Source organism: Aquimarina spongiae (assembly GCF_900141785.1).
Lineage (GTDB): Bacteria > Bacteroidota > Bacteroidia > Flavobacteriales > Flavobacteriaceae > Aquimarina > Aquimarina spongiae.
Window position 1 is genome coordinate 683 of the sequence record NZ_FQYP01000011.1, and the last position, 14,936, is coordinate 15,618.

The following is a 14,936-nucleotide window of genomic DNA, read 5'->3' on the forward strand; positions in this document are numbered from 1 at the left end:
GCACCCGTTGGTCCTTGTGCTCCGGTTGCTCCAGTCGCACCTGTAGGTCCTTGTGCTCCAGTGGCACCTGTATTACCTGTAGGTCCTTGTGCTCCGGTTGCACCTGTATTTCCTGTAGGTCCTTGCGCTCCGGTTGCTCCAGTCGCACCAGTCGGTCCTTGTGCTCCAGTGGCACCTGTATTACCTGTTGGTCCTTGCGCTCCGGTGGCACCTGTATTTCCTGTAGGTCCTTGCGCTCCGGTTGCTCCAGTAGCACCTGTCGGTCCTTGTGCTCCAGTGGCACCTGTATTACCTGTTGGTCCTTGCGCTCCGGTGGCACCTGTATTTCCTGTAGGTCCTTGCGCTCCGGTGGCTCCAGTCGCACCAGTCGGTCCTTGTGCTCCAGTGGCACCTGTATTTCCTGTAGGTCCTTGTGCACCGGTTGCTCCAGTAGCACCAGTTGGTCCTTGTGCACCAGTGGCACCTGTATTACCTGTTGGTCCTTGTGCACCGGTTGCTCCAGTCACACCCGTTGGTCCTTGCGCTCCGGTTGCTCCAGTCGTACCTGTCGGTCCTTGTGCTCCTGTTGCTCCAGTAGCACCTGTAGGTCCTTGTGCTCCTGTTGCTCCAGTAGCACCTGTAGGTCCTTGTGCACCAGTGGCACCTGTATTTCCTGTTGGTCCTTGTGCACCGGTTGCTCCAGTCGCACCTGTTGGTCCTTGCGCTCCGGTTGCTCCAGTCGCACCTGTAGGTCCTTGTGCACCAGTTGCTCCAGTCGCACCTGTCGGTCCTTGTGCTCCGGTTGCACCAAATGTAGTTTGTATGCCGTTTTCAGCTGTATATGTAAAAGTTCCATCTGGGTTAGAAACCAGAGTAGAAATGGTCTCGGTTATTGAACCTCCACCATTAGATAAGGTAATCGTATTACCACTACGACTTAGGATTTGAATTTCATTAGTGGGATCAGCATCTGCATCATTAATTAAAGAGGATAGATCAACACCTCCGCCATTTTCTAGGGTGAGAATATTGGTTACAGGATCGAAACTTAATTGTTGATCGTCATTTCCTGTACAAAGGCTGCTCCAGCTATTATTGTTAAACTGATAGATACAGTTATTATCTGTGTTATATACTAAAGCTCCATTAAGGGGAGTAATTGCATTCATCTCAGCATTACTAACTCTGGTCAGAACAAATGCCCTGTCAGAACTTTCTAATTCCATCAAAGAACTTGGGTCTATCAAATTGGGATTATCACCAACTTTGACTTGTGCCTGGGAGGTAGCTAAAGATAGAAATAAGATGATAAAGAGTAGTTTTATCCTCATATTCATAGTTTATTTGCGGCTTACATTATAACAAAATGAATGGGCCATTACACTTGACGAATGCTTAGTAGGTTAACGTTAATTTTACTTCATAAATATAAATTGTTAAAGCAATTAAAATCGATTTAACAAAGCAAATATACAATTTTTTCGATAAAATACAATTTTAATCGATTAAATACGTTAATTCGCCGAATGGAAACCGTAGATTATCACAATTAAACATCTCTTCTTGTTAAAATTTTAGGAGTTCTAAAGAAATGGAAGATTAAATTTTTTATTTTGTTTAATTCTAATATATTTGCCATCACAAAAGGCGGGAGTAGCTCAGTTGGTAGAGCGTCAGCCTTCCAAGCTGAATGTCGCCGGTTCGAACCCGGTCTCCCGCTCAAGAGCTTCATCTTTTTGATGAAGCTTTTTTTATTGCTATTCTCTTTGTTACTTTTATATCATATTATTAGAATATTTTGAAAAAGTTAGGTTTCTGGATAAAGCTTTTGGGGGTAATTTTGTTTTTCCTATTAATATATAATGTGGGATGGCAGGAGACCTTTAAATCGATTAAAAAAACTTCTTTGTGGTATTTGTTAGGTTCCCTGCCTATCATTTGGTTGGGGCACTATTTAAAAAGTTTGCGTTGGAGATTAGTGTCTCATTCATATGGAATCTCTCTAGGGTTTTATGAAGCTTTTAAAATTTTTTCTATAGGTCTTTTCCTGGCAAATATAACCCCAGGTAAGGTGGGAGACTTTGCAAGGTTATATTATATCAAGGATAAATTACCTAATCGAAAAATTGGTTGGTCCAGCTTGATAATGGATCGAATTTTTGACTTGATTTGTTTAGTACTTTTTAGCTTGTGTGCTTTACTTTATTATCAAATTCAGTTTGAGATAGTAGAAAAATTGTCAAATCATGGATCTGTTATTTGGTTGATTTCAATAACTATGGTGATTGTTCTTTTGGTGTTTGTTTTTCGAGATAAAATCAGAAAGTTTACAGGATCGTGGTGGATCGCTTTTAACGCACATACCTTATTAGGGTATAAAGGAATTTGGGCTTTTTCTTTAACATTCGTAAGCATGACCTTATTGTATGGAGTGTTTAATTTCTTGGCATGGGGGATGGGGATTCATATAGATCAGTTGGGTTTATTTCTCGGAGTTTTTGTAGTCGGAATTTTATCTTTATTGCCAATTACGGTGCTTGGTTTAGGAGTGCGTGAAGTTTCCCTTGTAATGATCTTTAGTTTGTATACGCTTGCTCCAGAAGATGCTATAGCCCTTTCTGTGATTGTATTTTTTGTGCAACTTATTTCTCTTTTTCCAGGAGCAATCTGGTTTTATTTGTCACCAGTACGGTTACATGATTTTAGGAGGTCGCAATGATCTTATTTTGATAACCTTTCGTTGTCTTGAATATCCATCCACATAGCAAATAGCAATGACTGAAAACCAGATATCGTTAAGAAAATGAAGATGATCAAATAATCTGTGGGAGTTTTAGAGTTTGGCGCAAAAAAGTTAGCTAATAGGTGGTACAAGAAATACGTATTTATACCAGCGATTATAAAAGATATCCAGTACAACACGAAAAGAGGATGAAAGCTTCGTATAAGGTATTTGGTATGTAGTCTTGTGAAAAAAGACCTAATTAACAAAAACAAAATTGGAAAGGTAACTTTAGCAACATTTAATTTGGATTGTTCTCCAACCCCGTATACAGGTTTAATTTTTACTTCTCTTATGGTACAAAAAGCAATGTTTAATTTCACTAAAACATCATTAGGCATTCCGTATCTTTTGTAAATCTTATAGAGTGGAATTGAGTTTAAGGCATGATTTGACATAGCAGTATATCCACTCTGAAAATCCGAAATCCCCCAGTAACCAGAAACAATTTTTGTGAGAATACTCAAAATCGAATTTCCCAAAAAACGAATTCTAGGGATGATTACCCACGCACTTTTGTGAATTAATCTATTTCCTTTTACATAATCGATATTTTCGTATACTACAGGGCCACAAATAGATTCGAGCTCATTTGGATCCATTTGTCCGTCCCCATTCATGACGACAGCACAATCAATATCGTGATCTTTACACCATTTATATCCTGTTGCAACCGCAGCTCCTACACCACCGTTTTTTAAATGTTTGATTAGGATTACTTTTTCTTTATCAGCATTTTTATTTAAAACTTCTGATGGGAGAAACCTTTTGACTTCTTCCTTGTTTTTTTGGTGTACTTCTATATCCGCTCGATTATATATGGTAGGTGTAATCTCGTTTTGTAGATTTGAGGACAGTTGGAGAGGAGAAGAATTATCGTTTGCCTCAATGTAGTTCAAAACAGTTTCGATGGTTTGATCAGTAGATACATCATCAATAATAATAATACGATCAACAAATTCTGGCATACTGTCAAGAACCATTGAGATTTGAGTAGCTTCATTGTAGCATGGAATTACAACACCGATTGTTTTATTGTTAAGCATTGTCCTTTATTTTGGTTGTTATTTCTTTAAGATATTATCTTCTGCCCACTTTAAATTATTTTTTGCTAATTGGTAGTTGGCATCAATTTCCAAGGCTTTTTTGCAAGCTGCATATCCGAGCTCCCATTTTTTCATTTGATTATACGCTGCACACATGTTATTGTATGCATAAGGGTTATTAGGGTATATTTTCAGTAAATCATTACATGTGGATATTACTAATTCATATTTACCAGACTCATAATATAGCAGGCTTAAATCTATGTAATTTTCGGAACTAGGGGTTCTTTTTATTTTTTCTTTTAAAACTTCAATTTCTTTTAGTGAGTTATTTAGTTGTGAATTAATATTCGCTAAAAGCTCTTTAGATTGTATATGGTTTGGACTTTTTTCTAAAGCTTTATTTAAAAAACTTTTAGCAGGAGAGAATTTACCTCTTCCGTAAAGATATCGAGCATAGAAAAATTCAGGTGCAGGAGAGGTAGTATTATAACTAATTCCAGATTTAAAATATTTTTCGGCTTCAACATAGTTTTTCTTTAACCCATATACTATTCCCAAATTAGTATGTAGAATAGGGTAATTGGGTTCTAGCTTGTTCGCCTTGTTGAAATATTGTAATGCAATATCTAAATTTCCTTTTTCTAGTTGACTAAGTCCATAATTCATGAGTCCTCTTTCATTTTTTGGACTTTTAACAGTAACATCTTTCCATAGGCTCTCTTCAGAATTCCATACTTTGTTTCTTTGAAATGTTCCGTAGGCATGTAATACCATCAGTATGGTAAATACCATTAAAACACTAAAAGAAACAGTTTTGTTGTTTTGAATTGAACTATACTTTCTTATTGTGATAAAAATAAACCAGGGGATAGCTATAAAAAGTCCTATGTAAGGGAAAAACGTTCTATGGTCGTTAGCGATTTGGAATAAGGGATTAAGACTAGTAGGTATCAGGGCAATAAAAAACCAAGCTATCCCAAACGAAATGGGTCTTAATTCTCTTTTTAGAGCAGTTTTGATCATTATGAATGTCATTCCCAGAATTATTAGTAACCCAAATATAATTCTAAGATCATACCACGGTTTTATGATTTCTATATCCGGGTCAGCACTCAAGTTTATTGGTAATATAAAATTTCCGAGATAGTGCATAACTACAAAACATTGAGTGCTTACATATTCAAATCTTGAAACCAAGTAATTTGTAGAATTTGTAGAATCTGGTGTTAAGTAGTATTGATTGAAGATAAATAATGAAGTAGTTATGACCGCAGTTGGGCCGATTTTTTTTAGTAATCTGATTATTTTTTCCTTAGTTTTCGTTTTGAATTGTTCAATGATAGCATATTCTTCAAATAAAAGGATGTAAACGAAAAGAATTGGAAAAAACATTACTCCAGTTTGTTTTGTCCAAATACCAAGTATCATAGTTCCTATATAAAGAAACCATTTTCTTCCAAAAGGATTTATGTATAGCAGTAATGATACAACCACGCAAAATGTAGAAAAAGAATCAGATCTCGCACAGATGTAATTAATAGTTTCTGCGTTTGCAGTATGCAAGGCAAACCAGGTTATTGCCATTAAGCTAATGATAACTATGTATTTATTTTTAGAAATAGCAGATTCATAGATGTGTTTAGTTAGGAAAAATAAAAAGACAATTAAAACCAAAAACCAAAGAAAAATATGATAATGGAAGTATTTAGGGTTTAATCCTCCAGCTATAGCATAGTCGATAGCATTTTTAAGAGTAACTATTGGCCTGTATGATCTGTTTGCTGGAAGGGAGCTAAATGTGTCAGCATTGGTAAAAAATTCTGTCCAGTTATCTAAGCTACGAATAGATTCATTTTCTTTAATAGTATGATAATCGTCAAAGAAAAATGGATTGTCAAAATGATTTAGATAAACTAAAGAAGTTATAAACAGAATAATAGTTAAACCTACTAAGTAGATTTTTTTGGAAGTTAAATCGCTGAACATATATCCTTTAAAAATTACAGTAGAGTAATTAGTTACGAAAATTCATTACAGATACTGGTCATTTAATTTTAAATACTATTGGCTAAATATAGTAGTTTTATATCGTTTTGGTAGTATCTGAAATAAATATTTGAAGAGTAAAAAGTGGTTATCGCGTATTTGACTATTCGGACCAATAGTGATAGATATATTCTAAAGTATCAATTTCATAACTATTTTTTTTGTAAAAATTACAAGCAATTTCATTCTCTAATTGTGTTACAACTTTAATCTCATGAATATTTTCTAATAAGGCAATTTCTTCAGCTTTTTGTAAAAGTGCACTGCCAATTCCCAGACCTTGGTGTTTTGGCGAAGTTGCAATGAGCCCAATCTGATAAAATGATTTGTTTTTTTTTAATGATAAAAATCCAATGATTTTGTTCTCTTTCATAAAAACTAAAATATGATCGGCTAAGTTTCCTTTTAAACTATTGGTGATCCAAAGAATATATAGTTTTTCGAAATAATCTGATAATTTTGGATCTAACTTGAATCTGGAGTATTTCCCACTTGCAATAGCTAAGTTTTTTAACTCATTTGTTAATACACCAGAATATGCTATTACTTCTGGTTTTTTAGAAAGTTCATTTGCTGTAGAAACCTTTTTTTTAAATGTAACTTTTTGGTCATAAAGTGGCAGGGTAGGGTTTCTTAAAATTTCTCTAGAATAAATATATGTTAGGTCAAAATCTGAAAGTTTTGATAGATCTATTTGATTATTTTTAGCAATCATCTTTCCAACTCTAATACCAAAGAATTCAGAATCCCAATTCAAAGTTTCTATTTCGTTTTTTAATGGCATTTATGTTTTTTTGTTAAGAATGAGAAGAAGATTTTGTTGTGTTTTAGTTGACCATTTTAGAAATTATATAAGTGGGTCTTTCCTTAACTTTATCAAATGTTTTACCTAAATAAATACCTATAATTCCAAGGATAAATATTATTAATCCAGACAAAAACCAAATTGAAATAATAATACTTGCAAACCCCAATACTTTAATTTCTCCGTTGATATATTTAAAGATATAAATGAGTCCTGAAATAAATGAAAGTGTTGCAATTACAAGCCCCAATCTTATAGTTAATCTTAAGGGTTTATCAGAAAATGAAATAATATTGTCAAAAGCTAATTTAATCAATTTCCCCCATGAATAGGAAGATTTTCCTTCAGCTCTGGAGCTATGTGCTACACTAATTTTGGTGCTCTTAAAACCTACCCATTGTACCATGGTAGGGAAAAAACGAACATGGTCATTCATTGATAATAAGGAATGAATTACTGTTTTGCTATAAACACCAAAATTTGCAATAGATGGATCCTGCTTGCTGTCTGTTAGATACCCAAAAGTTTTGTAAAATAGTTTTGAGGATATTTTTTTGAAGAAACTATCTTGTCTTAGTTGTCTTTGAGCATAGACAATATCGTAATCTTCTTTTGCTTTATCCAAAAGTTTTGGAATCTCTTCGGGGCGATCTTGAAGATCACAGTCCATAACGACTACCCAATCACCAGAAATATTTTCTAAACCCGCAGTAATGGCATAATGTTGCCCAAAATTTCTGCTTAATTTGATGCCTTTTACATTCTTGTTAATAGCACAGATTTTTTCTATAGCTTCCCACGAATTGTCAGGACTTCCGTCTTCCACTAATATAATTTCGTAAAAATCGGAAATATCGTATAATGTTTTTTCTAAACGTTCTACAAGCTCATCAACAAGATGTTCAGCTTTATAGACGGGACTTACTATTGATAACTTCAAGTATTCTTAGGAATTTTAATGAATATTTTTCTAAAAATACTAAAATATTTAAAGAGTTTGTTAACTTGTCGATTATTAGAATTAAGGTTTTCGTATCATTTAATCTGGTTTTTAATTGTTTAGTTAAAAACTACGCAAGCCTTTCTTATTTATCATAATCTACCCAAGATATAAATGATCCCTTTTAACAAACCTTATATGACTGGAGATGAGCTGTATTATATTAAGGATGCAGTTGCAAAAGGTAAAATCTCTGGTAATGGTTACTACACTCAAAAATGTCATAATTTTTTTAAGGAAACTATTGGATTTAGAAATTGTCTCCTAACTTCTTCTTGCACGGATGCTTTGGAAATGGCGGCTATTCTGATTGGGATACAGCCTGGAGATGAAGTGATTATGCCTTCTTTCACTTTTGTTTCAACCGCCAATGCATTTGTTTTGAGAGGTGCTAAAATAATATTTGCTGATAGTTATTCTAATAATCCAAATATAGACGCTGGTGTCATCGAAGAGTTGATTACACCAAAAACAAAAGCAATAATAGTTGTGCATTATGCTGGAGTAGCCTGCGACATGGATACTATAATGGATGTTGCTAATAGACACAACTTGTTTGTTGTTGAAGATGCTGCTCAGGCAATAGACTCCTATTACAATGGTAAACCGCTAGGTACTATAGGTCATTTGGCAGCTTTTTCTTTTCATGAAACTAAAAATATTATTTCTGGAGAAGGAGGGATGCTGGTGGTGAATGATGACCGTTTTGATCAAAGAGCAGAAATAATTTGGGAAAAAGGAACGAATCGTTCAGCTTTTTTTAGAGGTGAAGTTGACAAATATTCTTGGGTAGACGTTGGGTCTTCTTTTTTGCCTTCGGATGTAACAGCAGCTTTTTTATTTGCACAATTGGAAAATTTTCAAAAAATTCAATCCAGAAGAAAATTGTTGTGGCAAACCTATAATGAAGGATTGAAAGATTTACAACATATTGATGATATTGAATTACCTAAAATTCCAGATTATGCTACTGCAAATGGACATTTATTTTATCTAGTTTGTAAGAATATTGAACAAAGAAGTGCATTAATTTCTCACCTGAAAGATGACGGCATATATGCTGTTTTTCATTATTTATCACTTCATAAAAGTCCTTTTTATATTGCCGATAATAGTAATCGATTATTGAAAAATTGTGATAAATATGCAGACTGTTTGGTAAGATTACCGCTATTTTATGAGTTGCATACACAGGATCAAGTTAAAATAATTGAATCTGTCAAAACCTTTTTTGAATAAAATTACATCTATGGTATCTAATTTTTCCTCTAAAAACCTTTATCGTAACTTATTTATAGGTCTCTCAGTTTTTTTAGGCATTTTGATGATGTATTTGAGTACGGACTATGGACCATTGGAAGATACAAGAATTCATCAGGATCACGGAGTAAGAATATTAAATTATTTCAAAGGAATAGATAAGAAAGCGGCATTGACTCCTGTAGATGATCAAGGCAATTATTATGATGTAAACAAAAATCTAGATAGTGAGGAACATGGGATGAATGGATTTGGAGGTTTTTTTGATTTAGTATCTAATTTTTTACATCAATTTTATCCTTCTTCTGAAATTTACGCATTTAAAAACTTTGTTAATTCCATTTTTGGATTTTTACTTTTTTTGTTTTGTGGTTTAATAGGAAAAGAGTTAAGAAATTGGAAGTTGGGAGTTCTGACATTGATTTTTGTAACCTTAACACCTGTAATGTTTGGTTATAGTATGAATAACCCTAAGGACATTCCTGCTGCAGCATTTTATATTATTGTAATATTTCACAACATAAAACTATTAAAAGAACTCCCAGCAATAAGTTTGAAGAGATCATTTTACCTAATACTTAATATTTCATTGTTAATTAATATTAGAGTAATAGGATTGATAACGATAGGATATGTTGTATTAGGAGTTTTTTTATGGTGGTTATTAGAGAATAAAAAGCACAATTTTACAAAGATTCATAAAAAAGACTCGCTGTTTTTGGGGAGTAAAGTATTAGCAATATGTGTGGCGTCATATATAGCGGTTAGTATTTTTTGGCCATATGCTCAAACAAATCCTTTTAAGGTTCCAATAGAAATTTTAATTAAAATGGGAGAATTCAGGGGGTTTGAGAATCTTCAGTTGTTTGAGGGTGTCTGGAAGAGTAGTTTTGACATGCCTTGGTATTATGCTATAAAAAATCTATTCATAATCATGATGCCATTGCATGCTTTTTTAGGCTTTTTTCTTATACCAATTCTTTATTTCCGAACGACAAAAGAACAGATGCTATATGTATCAATGATTTTGTTTGCTTCAGTGTTTCCAATGCTTTTGGTAGTTGTAGGAAAGCCTAATAGTCATGACGGTTCAAGGCAATTTATGTTTTCGGTAATGCCAATTGTTGTATTAAGTGCTTTTAGTTGGTATAAATTATTTGGTTTAATTCCGAAAAAGAATCTGGTCAAGGTAGTTTTTGGGTTGATGATCCTTTTAATGCTAGAACCTTTAAGATTTATGATTCAATATCATCCTATGCAAGCTTTGTACTTTAGTCCAATTGTGGGGGGTGTATCAGGAGCATATGGAAATTATGAAATAGATTATTATGGTGTTGCTGTCAAGCCTTCTTTAGATTGGTTAGATAAAAATGTTGGAGACTCAAAGAACCCACCAAGAGTACGTTTGTACTATGGTAGTCAGATGAAGATAAAATCTTATTTAGATCGAAATCCTAATTTGCAATATGCTTTGTCTAAAAGAGAATCTTCTAAATGGGATTATTCAATCATCATGTTAGCCGAGGGTAAGTATAAAAGGGATCTCGATGTTAATTGGTCCCCCAAGAATACAGTCCATGAAATAAAAGTTGATGGAATCTCTTTGTGCTATATCGTGAAAAACGACTATAAAGGAGATGATTATTTTTTAGAACTTCAACAAAACGTAGCGAATTCTCCTTCTGCAAACGGTTTTATTGACCTTGGTCTTGTTTATTTTAATAAAACAGAATATGTGCGAAGTATAGAGGCATTTAAAATGGCGATAAATATTGACCCCTCAAATAGTCTTGCGTACAATAATATTTGTTCGGCCTTTAATAGACTGAAGATGTATGAAAAAGCCCAAGAAGCTTGTGAAAAAGCAATTTCTTTACGTCCTGATTTCGATTTAGCGAAGAATAACTTGTTGGTGTCTAAGAATAGAATATCACGATCTAGAGAAGAAAATCTAACCGTAAAAGAATACCTTAATTTGAGTTATAACTACTACAGACTTGGTTTTTTTAAAGAGTGTATTGATACTTGTGAAAAATTATTAGAGATTGATCCAGATAATGTTATTGCATATAACAATATCTGTTCGTCTTATAATAATTTAGAAGATTATGAGAACGCAATAAAAGCTTGCGAAAAAGCATTGGAAATAAATCCGAATTATGAAGTAGCGAGGAATAACTTGGATAGTGCAAAAAAGAAGATAGGTGATTAATAAATACGAGTTATAAGTTAAAACTAATGGATGAAAACAGATCAAACAGAATTAAATAAAGAAGTTGTTATTTCAAAATTTATTAATGGCAAAGTAGTTTTTATAATGTTTTCCATCTTTTTTTGGTTCATTATAAATTATGTAGACACCGATATGCCTGCCCATATGAGATCTATTGTGAAGGTGAATAATGGGCAATCCTCTTACTATCCTCACTTTTTGTTTTTTTTTGTAGTAAATGCATTGTCTTTTTTTTCTAGTGATTTCAAACTGATGACTTTGGTTACATCATTAGTTTTAGGCCTAGCTTCGGCAGGTAAGTATTGGATCTCGAAAAAAATAATTTCTCAATTGATTTCGGATATTAATTTAAAATTTAAAGATAATGTAATAACCATAGTAAGCTTTGCATTACTTTTCTGTTTTGCGATACCTGATTTTTATAATTTTTTTGTCTTAAAGCAATTATACCTTGGAAGAACCCCTTCCGTAGTCTGGCATAACTCAACTACAATAAGCGTTTTTCCCTTTGCGATACTTCTTTTTTGGAAACAATTAAAATTATTTGATAGAAATGATCGAATTTCAATATTTGATCGAGATATCTTCTTGATTTTGGCTTTGATCATCTTAAATATTCTGATTAAGCCATCTTTTGTTTTTGTTTTCTTCCCAATTTCCGCTTTATTCATAATGATAAATACAAACTGGAAGTTAAATAAGCAATGTATTATACAGCTTTTACCCATTTTTGTTGGAGGGGTGTTTTTGCTAATTCAATATTTAGTTATTTATCAGAATCAACCAGAAACTACACAATTATCTAATAGTGCCTTAGAAATTGGAGTTCCTTTTGAGTTTTTTCTCGCATTTATTCCTGTATGGTATCTCCCGGTAGCATATTTGCTTTCGTTTGCATTACCAATTGCAGTTATATTTTATTACCGGGAAATCTTAAAGTATAAACCATTTTTATATGCACTTTCCTTGACTTTATTTGGTATTTTGTTAAGTGCATTTTTATTAGAAGGAGGGTTAAGAAAACATCATGGTAATTTCACTTGGCAAAATATAATTTGTAGTTACTTATTGTTGTTAACGACAGTTAGTTTTTTGCTTAGAAAAGTGAAAAATCAAAGTTTGTACTCTAAGAAAAGGATTATTTTATGGGGACTTTTTATACTTCATTTTCTTTCGGGAATATTATATTTACTTAAGATGTACTTCACCGGTAGGTATCATTAAAAACTGTACGGTATTTGACAATATTTAAAAAATAGACAAACCCGTAAGCGTAGTTAACCTTTCCAAAGCAAACATTCCCAATTCAGAGTTGCCTTTAGGGTTAAGTGGAGGACTCCATACTGTAACAGTATATTGCCCAGGGTGTACAGCGGTTATTCCACCTCCAACGCCACTTTTACCCGGTAACCCTACTCTAAAAGTAAATTCTCCAGCTTCATCATAAAATCCACAAGTTTGCATGATGGCATTAATTCGCTTTACTTTTTGAGGTGATAAAATTTGTTGATTATCGGATAGTTTTCTGCCTTGATTGGCATACATCATAAAAGCGGTAGACAATTCTTTGCAAGACATTTCAACTGCACATTGAAAAATATAAAAGTCCAACACTGTTTCGATATCATTTTTGATATTTCCAAAGGACTTCATTAGGTTCAACAAAGCTGCATTTCTGTGGCTATACTTTTTTTCAGAATAGAATACTTCTTTATTGATATCTATAGTGGTATTGTCGGTTATGGTATGAATAAAATTGAGGAAGTCTTTTTTAGGATTCTTCAAAAGTGAAATTAGAATATCTGAAATGACCAAGGCCCCTGCATTGATAAATGGGTTTCTGGGAATACCTTGTTCATACTCCAATTGAACAAGAGAGTTAAACGGATCCCCAGAGGGCTCAACATCTACACGTTCAAACAAACTATCGTCAATTAAGGACATTGCAAGTGTCAATGCAAAAACCTTTGAGATACTTTGGATAGAAAATCGTTCCTGGGAATTACCAAAATGATAATGCCCGGAGTTGATGCAATACAAATTCATTCCAAATTTATCAGGACTCACTTTTGCAAGTTCAGGAATGTAAGAAGCAACAGTGCCTGTACTTTTTTTTAAGTTCAGTTCTTCTTGTATTTGATTTAGTATAGCCTGATAATTCATTATCAAAAATTAGTTGAGTTCACTTAAAGAACTTCCTGGTTCAATCTCGTATGGAGTTTTGTCTTTTTCAAAAATACGAGCCGTTAGATTTCCTCCTAAGGTAATTTTATCGCCTTCTACTTTTAACCAACTTCCTTCTCGTAAACCAACTACAGGTTGCGTGTTGAGATTGTGAAATTCTTTGATACGTGTCTCACGTGTTTCTCCTTTATGAGTAGAGTTGGGGTCCGGATCCAAATAGTGTGGATTAATGTTAAAAGGTACTATTCCCAAAGTTTTTAAACTAGGAGGGTGAACAATTGGCATATCGTTGGTGGTTTGCATTGTTAAACCACAAATATTACTTCCTGCACTAGTTCCTAAATAAGGTGTACCGGACATGACAGCATCTCTAATTAGCGGAATACATTCGTTACGATACAATTGATCTACCAACAAAAATGTATTTCCTCCACCTGTATAAATACCTTGTGCATTTTTAAAAGCTTCTTGCGCATCAGAAAACATATGAATGCTAACAATACGTTTATTTATTTTCTTGAAAATATTATTAATACCAATAGTATACTCGTCATGGGTTATGCCTCCAGGTCGAGCATATGGAATGAAAAGAACTTCGTCTTGGCCTTGGTACAATTCTTCTAATGTTTCTAGCAAATATTCTAATGGTTGGCTGCCGTGCAAGGTAGAGGTACTAGCTATAATACAATTTGTCATTAATTTTTCTTATAGGTGGTTTAACTTTTTCTTATAGAGAAATACCGAGGTAAGATAAAAAAATGTAGTATCTTTTTGAAGAAAATTAACCCTGTTTATAATGAAAGTAAAATTAACTGTCTTATTCATATGTTTAGCAATTACTCAATCTATTGCTCAAATTACTTCAAGAGTGATGATTGAAGGTAAAATTAGTGCACCTATTGGAGATGATGTCGAAGGTGTAGTAATTTATAATCGTAGCTCTAATAAAGGAACGATTACCAACCAAAAAGGAGAATTTAAGATCAATGCCGGGATTAATGACAAAATAGAAATTGTGGCTATGCAATATCAACACTTTTTGGTATTAATAGACAAAGGAGTGGTCGACAGTAAGAGGTTGAATGTGTTTCTTAATGAATCTGTCAATCAATTAGAAGAAGTGGTTGTTACTCCTTATGATTTATTAGGAAATGTGTCGGTAGATGTCAAAAAAATAGGTTTTAGTGAGAGCGGTATTGGAGAGGTTTCTAAAGAAACTTCGACAAGAATTAATGACACTGACTATGATTTTAGACCGGATGAAGTGAGTGCATTAGAAAATAAAGTGTTTTTAGAAGACAGAATGATTAACGGTTTAAACTTTGTTAATCTTTTTAAATTGGTTTATAATGATAAAGATAATTCAAAGAATAAAAAGAAACCTAAAGATATTGATGTGAAGATGAGAGATATGTACAATGACGATTTCTTCAGAAATTTTTTGGCTCTTGAGATGGATCAGATCAATGACTTCATTTTCTTTGCAGAGGACAACGGACTGGATAACGCTTATTTCGAAACCGGCAAAGAACTCGATCTTCTTCAGTTTTTGGTATATCAAAGTAAATTGTACCGTCAGCGACAATAGTTTTGTAACG

The 14,936-nt window shown here is 33.4% G+C and carries 12 protein-coding genes and 1 tRNA gene; 6 read left to right on the forward strand and 7 right to left on the reverse strand.

All coding sequences use genetic code 11. The annotated features are described in order from the left end of the window. Positions 1-1,310: collagen-like domain-containing protein (locus BUE24_RS24170; RefSeq protein ID WP_483188850.1), on the reverse strand; the 1,310-nt coding region annotated here is incomplete at its 3' end. 316 nt (positions 1,311-1,626) lie between these two features. Here BUE24_RS24170 and BUE24_RS21115 point away from each other — a divergent pair. Both BUE24_RS21115 and BUE24_RS21120 read left to right on the forward strand, forming a co-directional pair. Beyond that, positions 1,627-1,699 (forward strand) — tRNA-Gly (locus BUE24_RS21115). Between the two features lie 78 nt (positions 1,700-1,777). Beyond that, positions 1,778-2,698: a lysylphosphatidylglycerol synthase transmembrane domain-containing protein gene (locus tag BUE24_RS21120; protein WP_170864652.1), complete on the forward strand. Its 921-nt coding sequence runs from the start codon at positions 1,778-1,780 to the stop codon at positions 2,696-2,698. Positions 2,699-2,700: 2 nt separating this feature from the next. Here the strand turns inward: BUE24_RS21120 and BUE24_RS21125 are convergent, their stop codons facing one another. From BUE24_RS21125 to BUE24_RS21140, 4 genes are all read right to left on the reverse strand, one after another. After that, positions 2,701-3,807 (reverse strand): glycosyltransferase family 2 protein, encoded by a 1,107-nt coding sequence (locus BUE24_RS21125; protein WP_073320861.1) that lies wholly within the window; start codon positions 3,805-3,807, stop codon positions 2,701-2,703. 18 nt (positions 3,808-3,825) lie between these two features. Next, complete coding sequence (locus tag BUE24_RS21130) at positions 3,826-5,796, reverse strand: tetratricopeptide repeat protein (protein WP_073320864.1); 1,971 nt, start codon at positions 5,794-5,796, stop codon at positions 3,826-3,828. Positions 5,797-5,959: 163 nt separating this feature from the next. Then, positions 5,960-6,640, reverse strand: coding sequence for a GNAT family N-acetyltransferase (locus tag BUE24_RS21135; RefSeq protein ID WP_073320867.1), 681 nt, complete (start codon positions 6,638-6,640; stop codon positions 5,960-5,962). A 43-nt stretch (positions 6,641-6,683) separates the two neighbouring features. Beyond that, positions 6,684-7,601, reverse strand: a complete 918-nt coding sequence (locus BUE24_RS21140; protein ID WP_073320870.1) for a glycosyltransferase family 2 protein — start codon at positions 7,599-7,601, stop codon at positions 6,684-6,686. Between the two features lie 174 nt (positions 7,602-7,775). Here BUE24_RS21140 and rffA point away from each other — a divergent pair, with 174 nt between their 5' ends. Genes rffA through BUE24_RS21155 form a run of 3 tightly spaced genes read left to right on the forward strand, consistent with a single transcriptional unit; the run spans position 7,776 to position 12,378 of the window. Further along, entirely contained in the window at positions 7,776-8,900 is a 1,125-nt protein-coding gene (rffA, locus tag BUE24_RS21145) for a dTDP-4-amino-4,6-dideoxygalactose transaminase (RefSeq protein ID WP_073320893.1), read from the forward strand. A gap of 10 nt (positions 8,901-8,910) precedes the next feature. Continuing rightward, a complete protein-coding gene (locus BUE24_RS21150; RefSeq protein WP_139242076.1) occupies positions 8,911-11,133 on the forward strand; it encodes a tetratricopeptide repeat protein in 2,223 nt (740 codons plus the stop codon). 30 nt (positions 11,134-11,163) lie between these two features. Further along, complete coding sequence (locus BUE24_RS21155) at positions 11,164-12,378, forward strand: hypothetical protein (RefSeq protein WP_073320899.1); 1,215 nt, start codon at positions 11,164-11,166, stop codon at positions 12,376-12,378. A gap of 24 nt (positions 12,379-12,402) precedes the next feature. Here the strand turns inward: BUE24_RS21155 and BUE24_RS21160 are convergent, their stop codons facing one another. Together BUE24_RS21160 and pepE are read right to left on the reverse strand one after the other, a co-directional pair. Continuing rightward, the gene (locus BUE24_RS21160) at positions 12,403-13,317 is read right to left on the reverse strand and encodes a glutaminase (RefSeq protein WP_073320902.1); all 915 of its coding nucleotides are present in this window, start codon (positions 13,315-13,317) and stop codon (positions 12,403-12,405) included. Between the two features lie 9 nt (positions 13,318-13,326). Then, the gene (pepE, locus tag BUE24_RS21165) at positions 13,327-14,034 is read right to left on the reverse strand and encodes a dipeptidase PepE (RefSeq protein WP_073320905.1); all 708 of its coding nucleotides are present in this window, start codon (positions 14,032-14,034) and stop codon (positions 13,327-13,329) included. Positions 14,035-14,134: 100 nt separating this feature from the next. On the opposite strand from pepE, the gene BUE24_RS21170 reads away from it, so the two are divergent. Continuing rightward, positions 14,135-14,926: a carboxypeptidase-like regulatory domain-containing protein gene (locus BUE24_RS21170; RefSeq protein ID WP_073320908.1), complete on the forward strand. Its 792-nt coding sequence runs from the start codon at positions 14,135-14,137 to the stop codon at positions 14,924-14,926. The last annotated feature ends 10 nt before the right edge of the window (positions 14,927-14,936 follow it).

Bases quoted from the DNA above. Each gene is read 5' to 3' on its own strand.
- BUE24_RS21125 (WP_073320861.1), bottom strand. From the start codon at position 3,807: ATGCTTAACAATAAAACAATCGGTGTTGTAATTCCATGCTACAATGAA.
- BUE24_RS21130 (WP_073320864.1), bottom strand. From the start codon at position 5,796: ATGTTCAGCGATTTAACTTCCAAAAAAATCTACTTAGTAGGTTTAACT.
- BUE24_RS21135 (WP_073320867.1), bottom strand. From the start codon at position 6,640: ATGCCATTAAAAAACGAAATAGAAACTTTGAATTGGGATTCTGAATTC.
- rffA (WP_073320893.1), top strand. From the start codon at position 7,776: ATGATCCCTTTTAACAAACCTTATATGACTGGAGATGAGCTGTATTAT.
- BUE24_RS21150 (WP_139242076.1), top strand. From the start codon at position 8,911: ATGGTATCTAATTTTTCCTCTAAAAACCTTTATCGTAACTTATTTATA.
- BUE24_RS21155 (WP_073320899.1), top strand. From the start codon at position 11,164: ATGAAAACAGATCAAACAGAATTAAATAAAGAAGTTGTTATTTCAAAA.
- BUE24_RS21160 (WP_073320902.1), bottom strand. From the start codon at position 13,317: ATGAATTATCAGGCTATACTAAATCAAATACAAGAAGAACTGAACTTA.
- pepE (WP_073320905.1), bottom strand. From the start codon at position 14,034: ATGACAAATTGTATTATAGCTAGTACCTCTACCTTGCACGGCAGCCAA.
- BUE24_RS21170 (WP_073320908.1), top strand. From the start codon at position 14,135: ATGAAAGTAAAATTAACTGTCTTATTCATATGTTTAGCAATTACTCAA.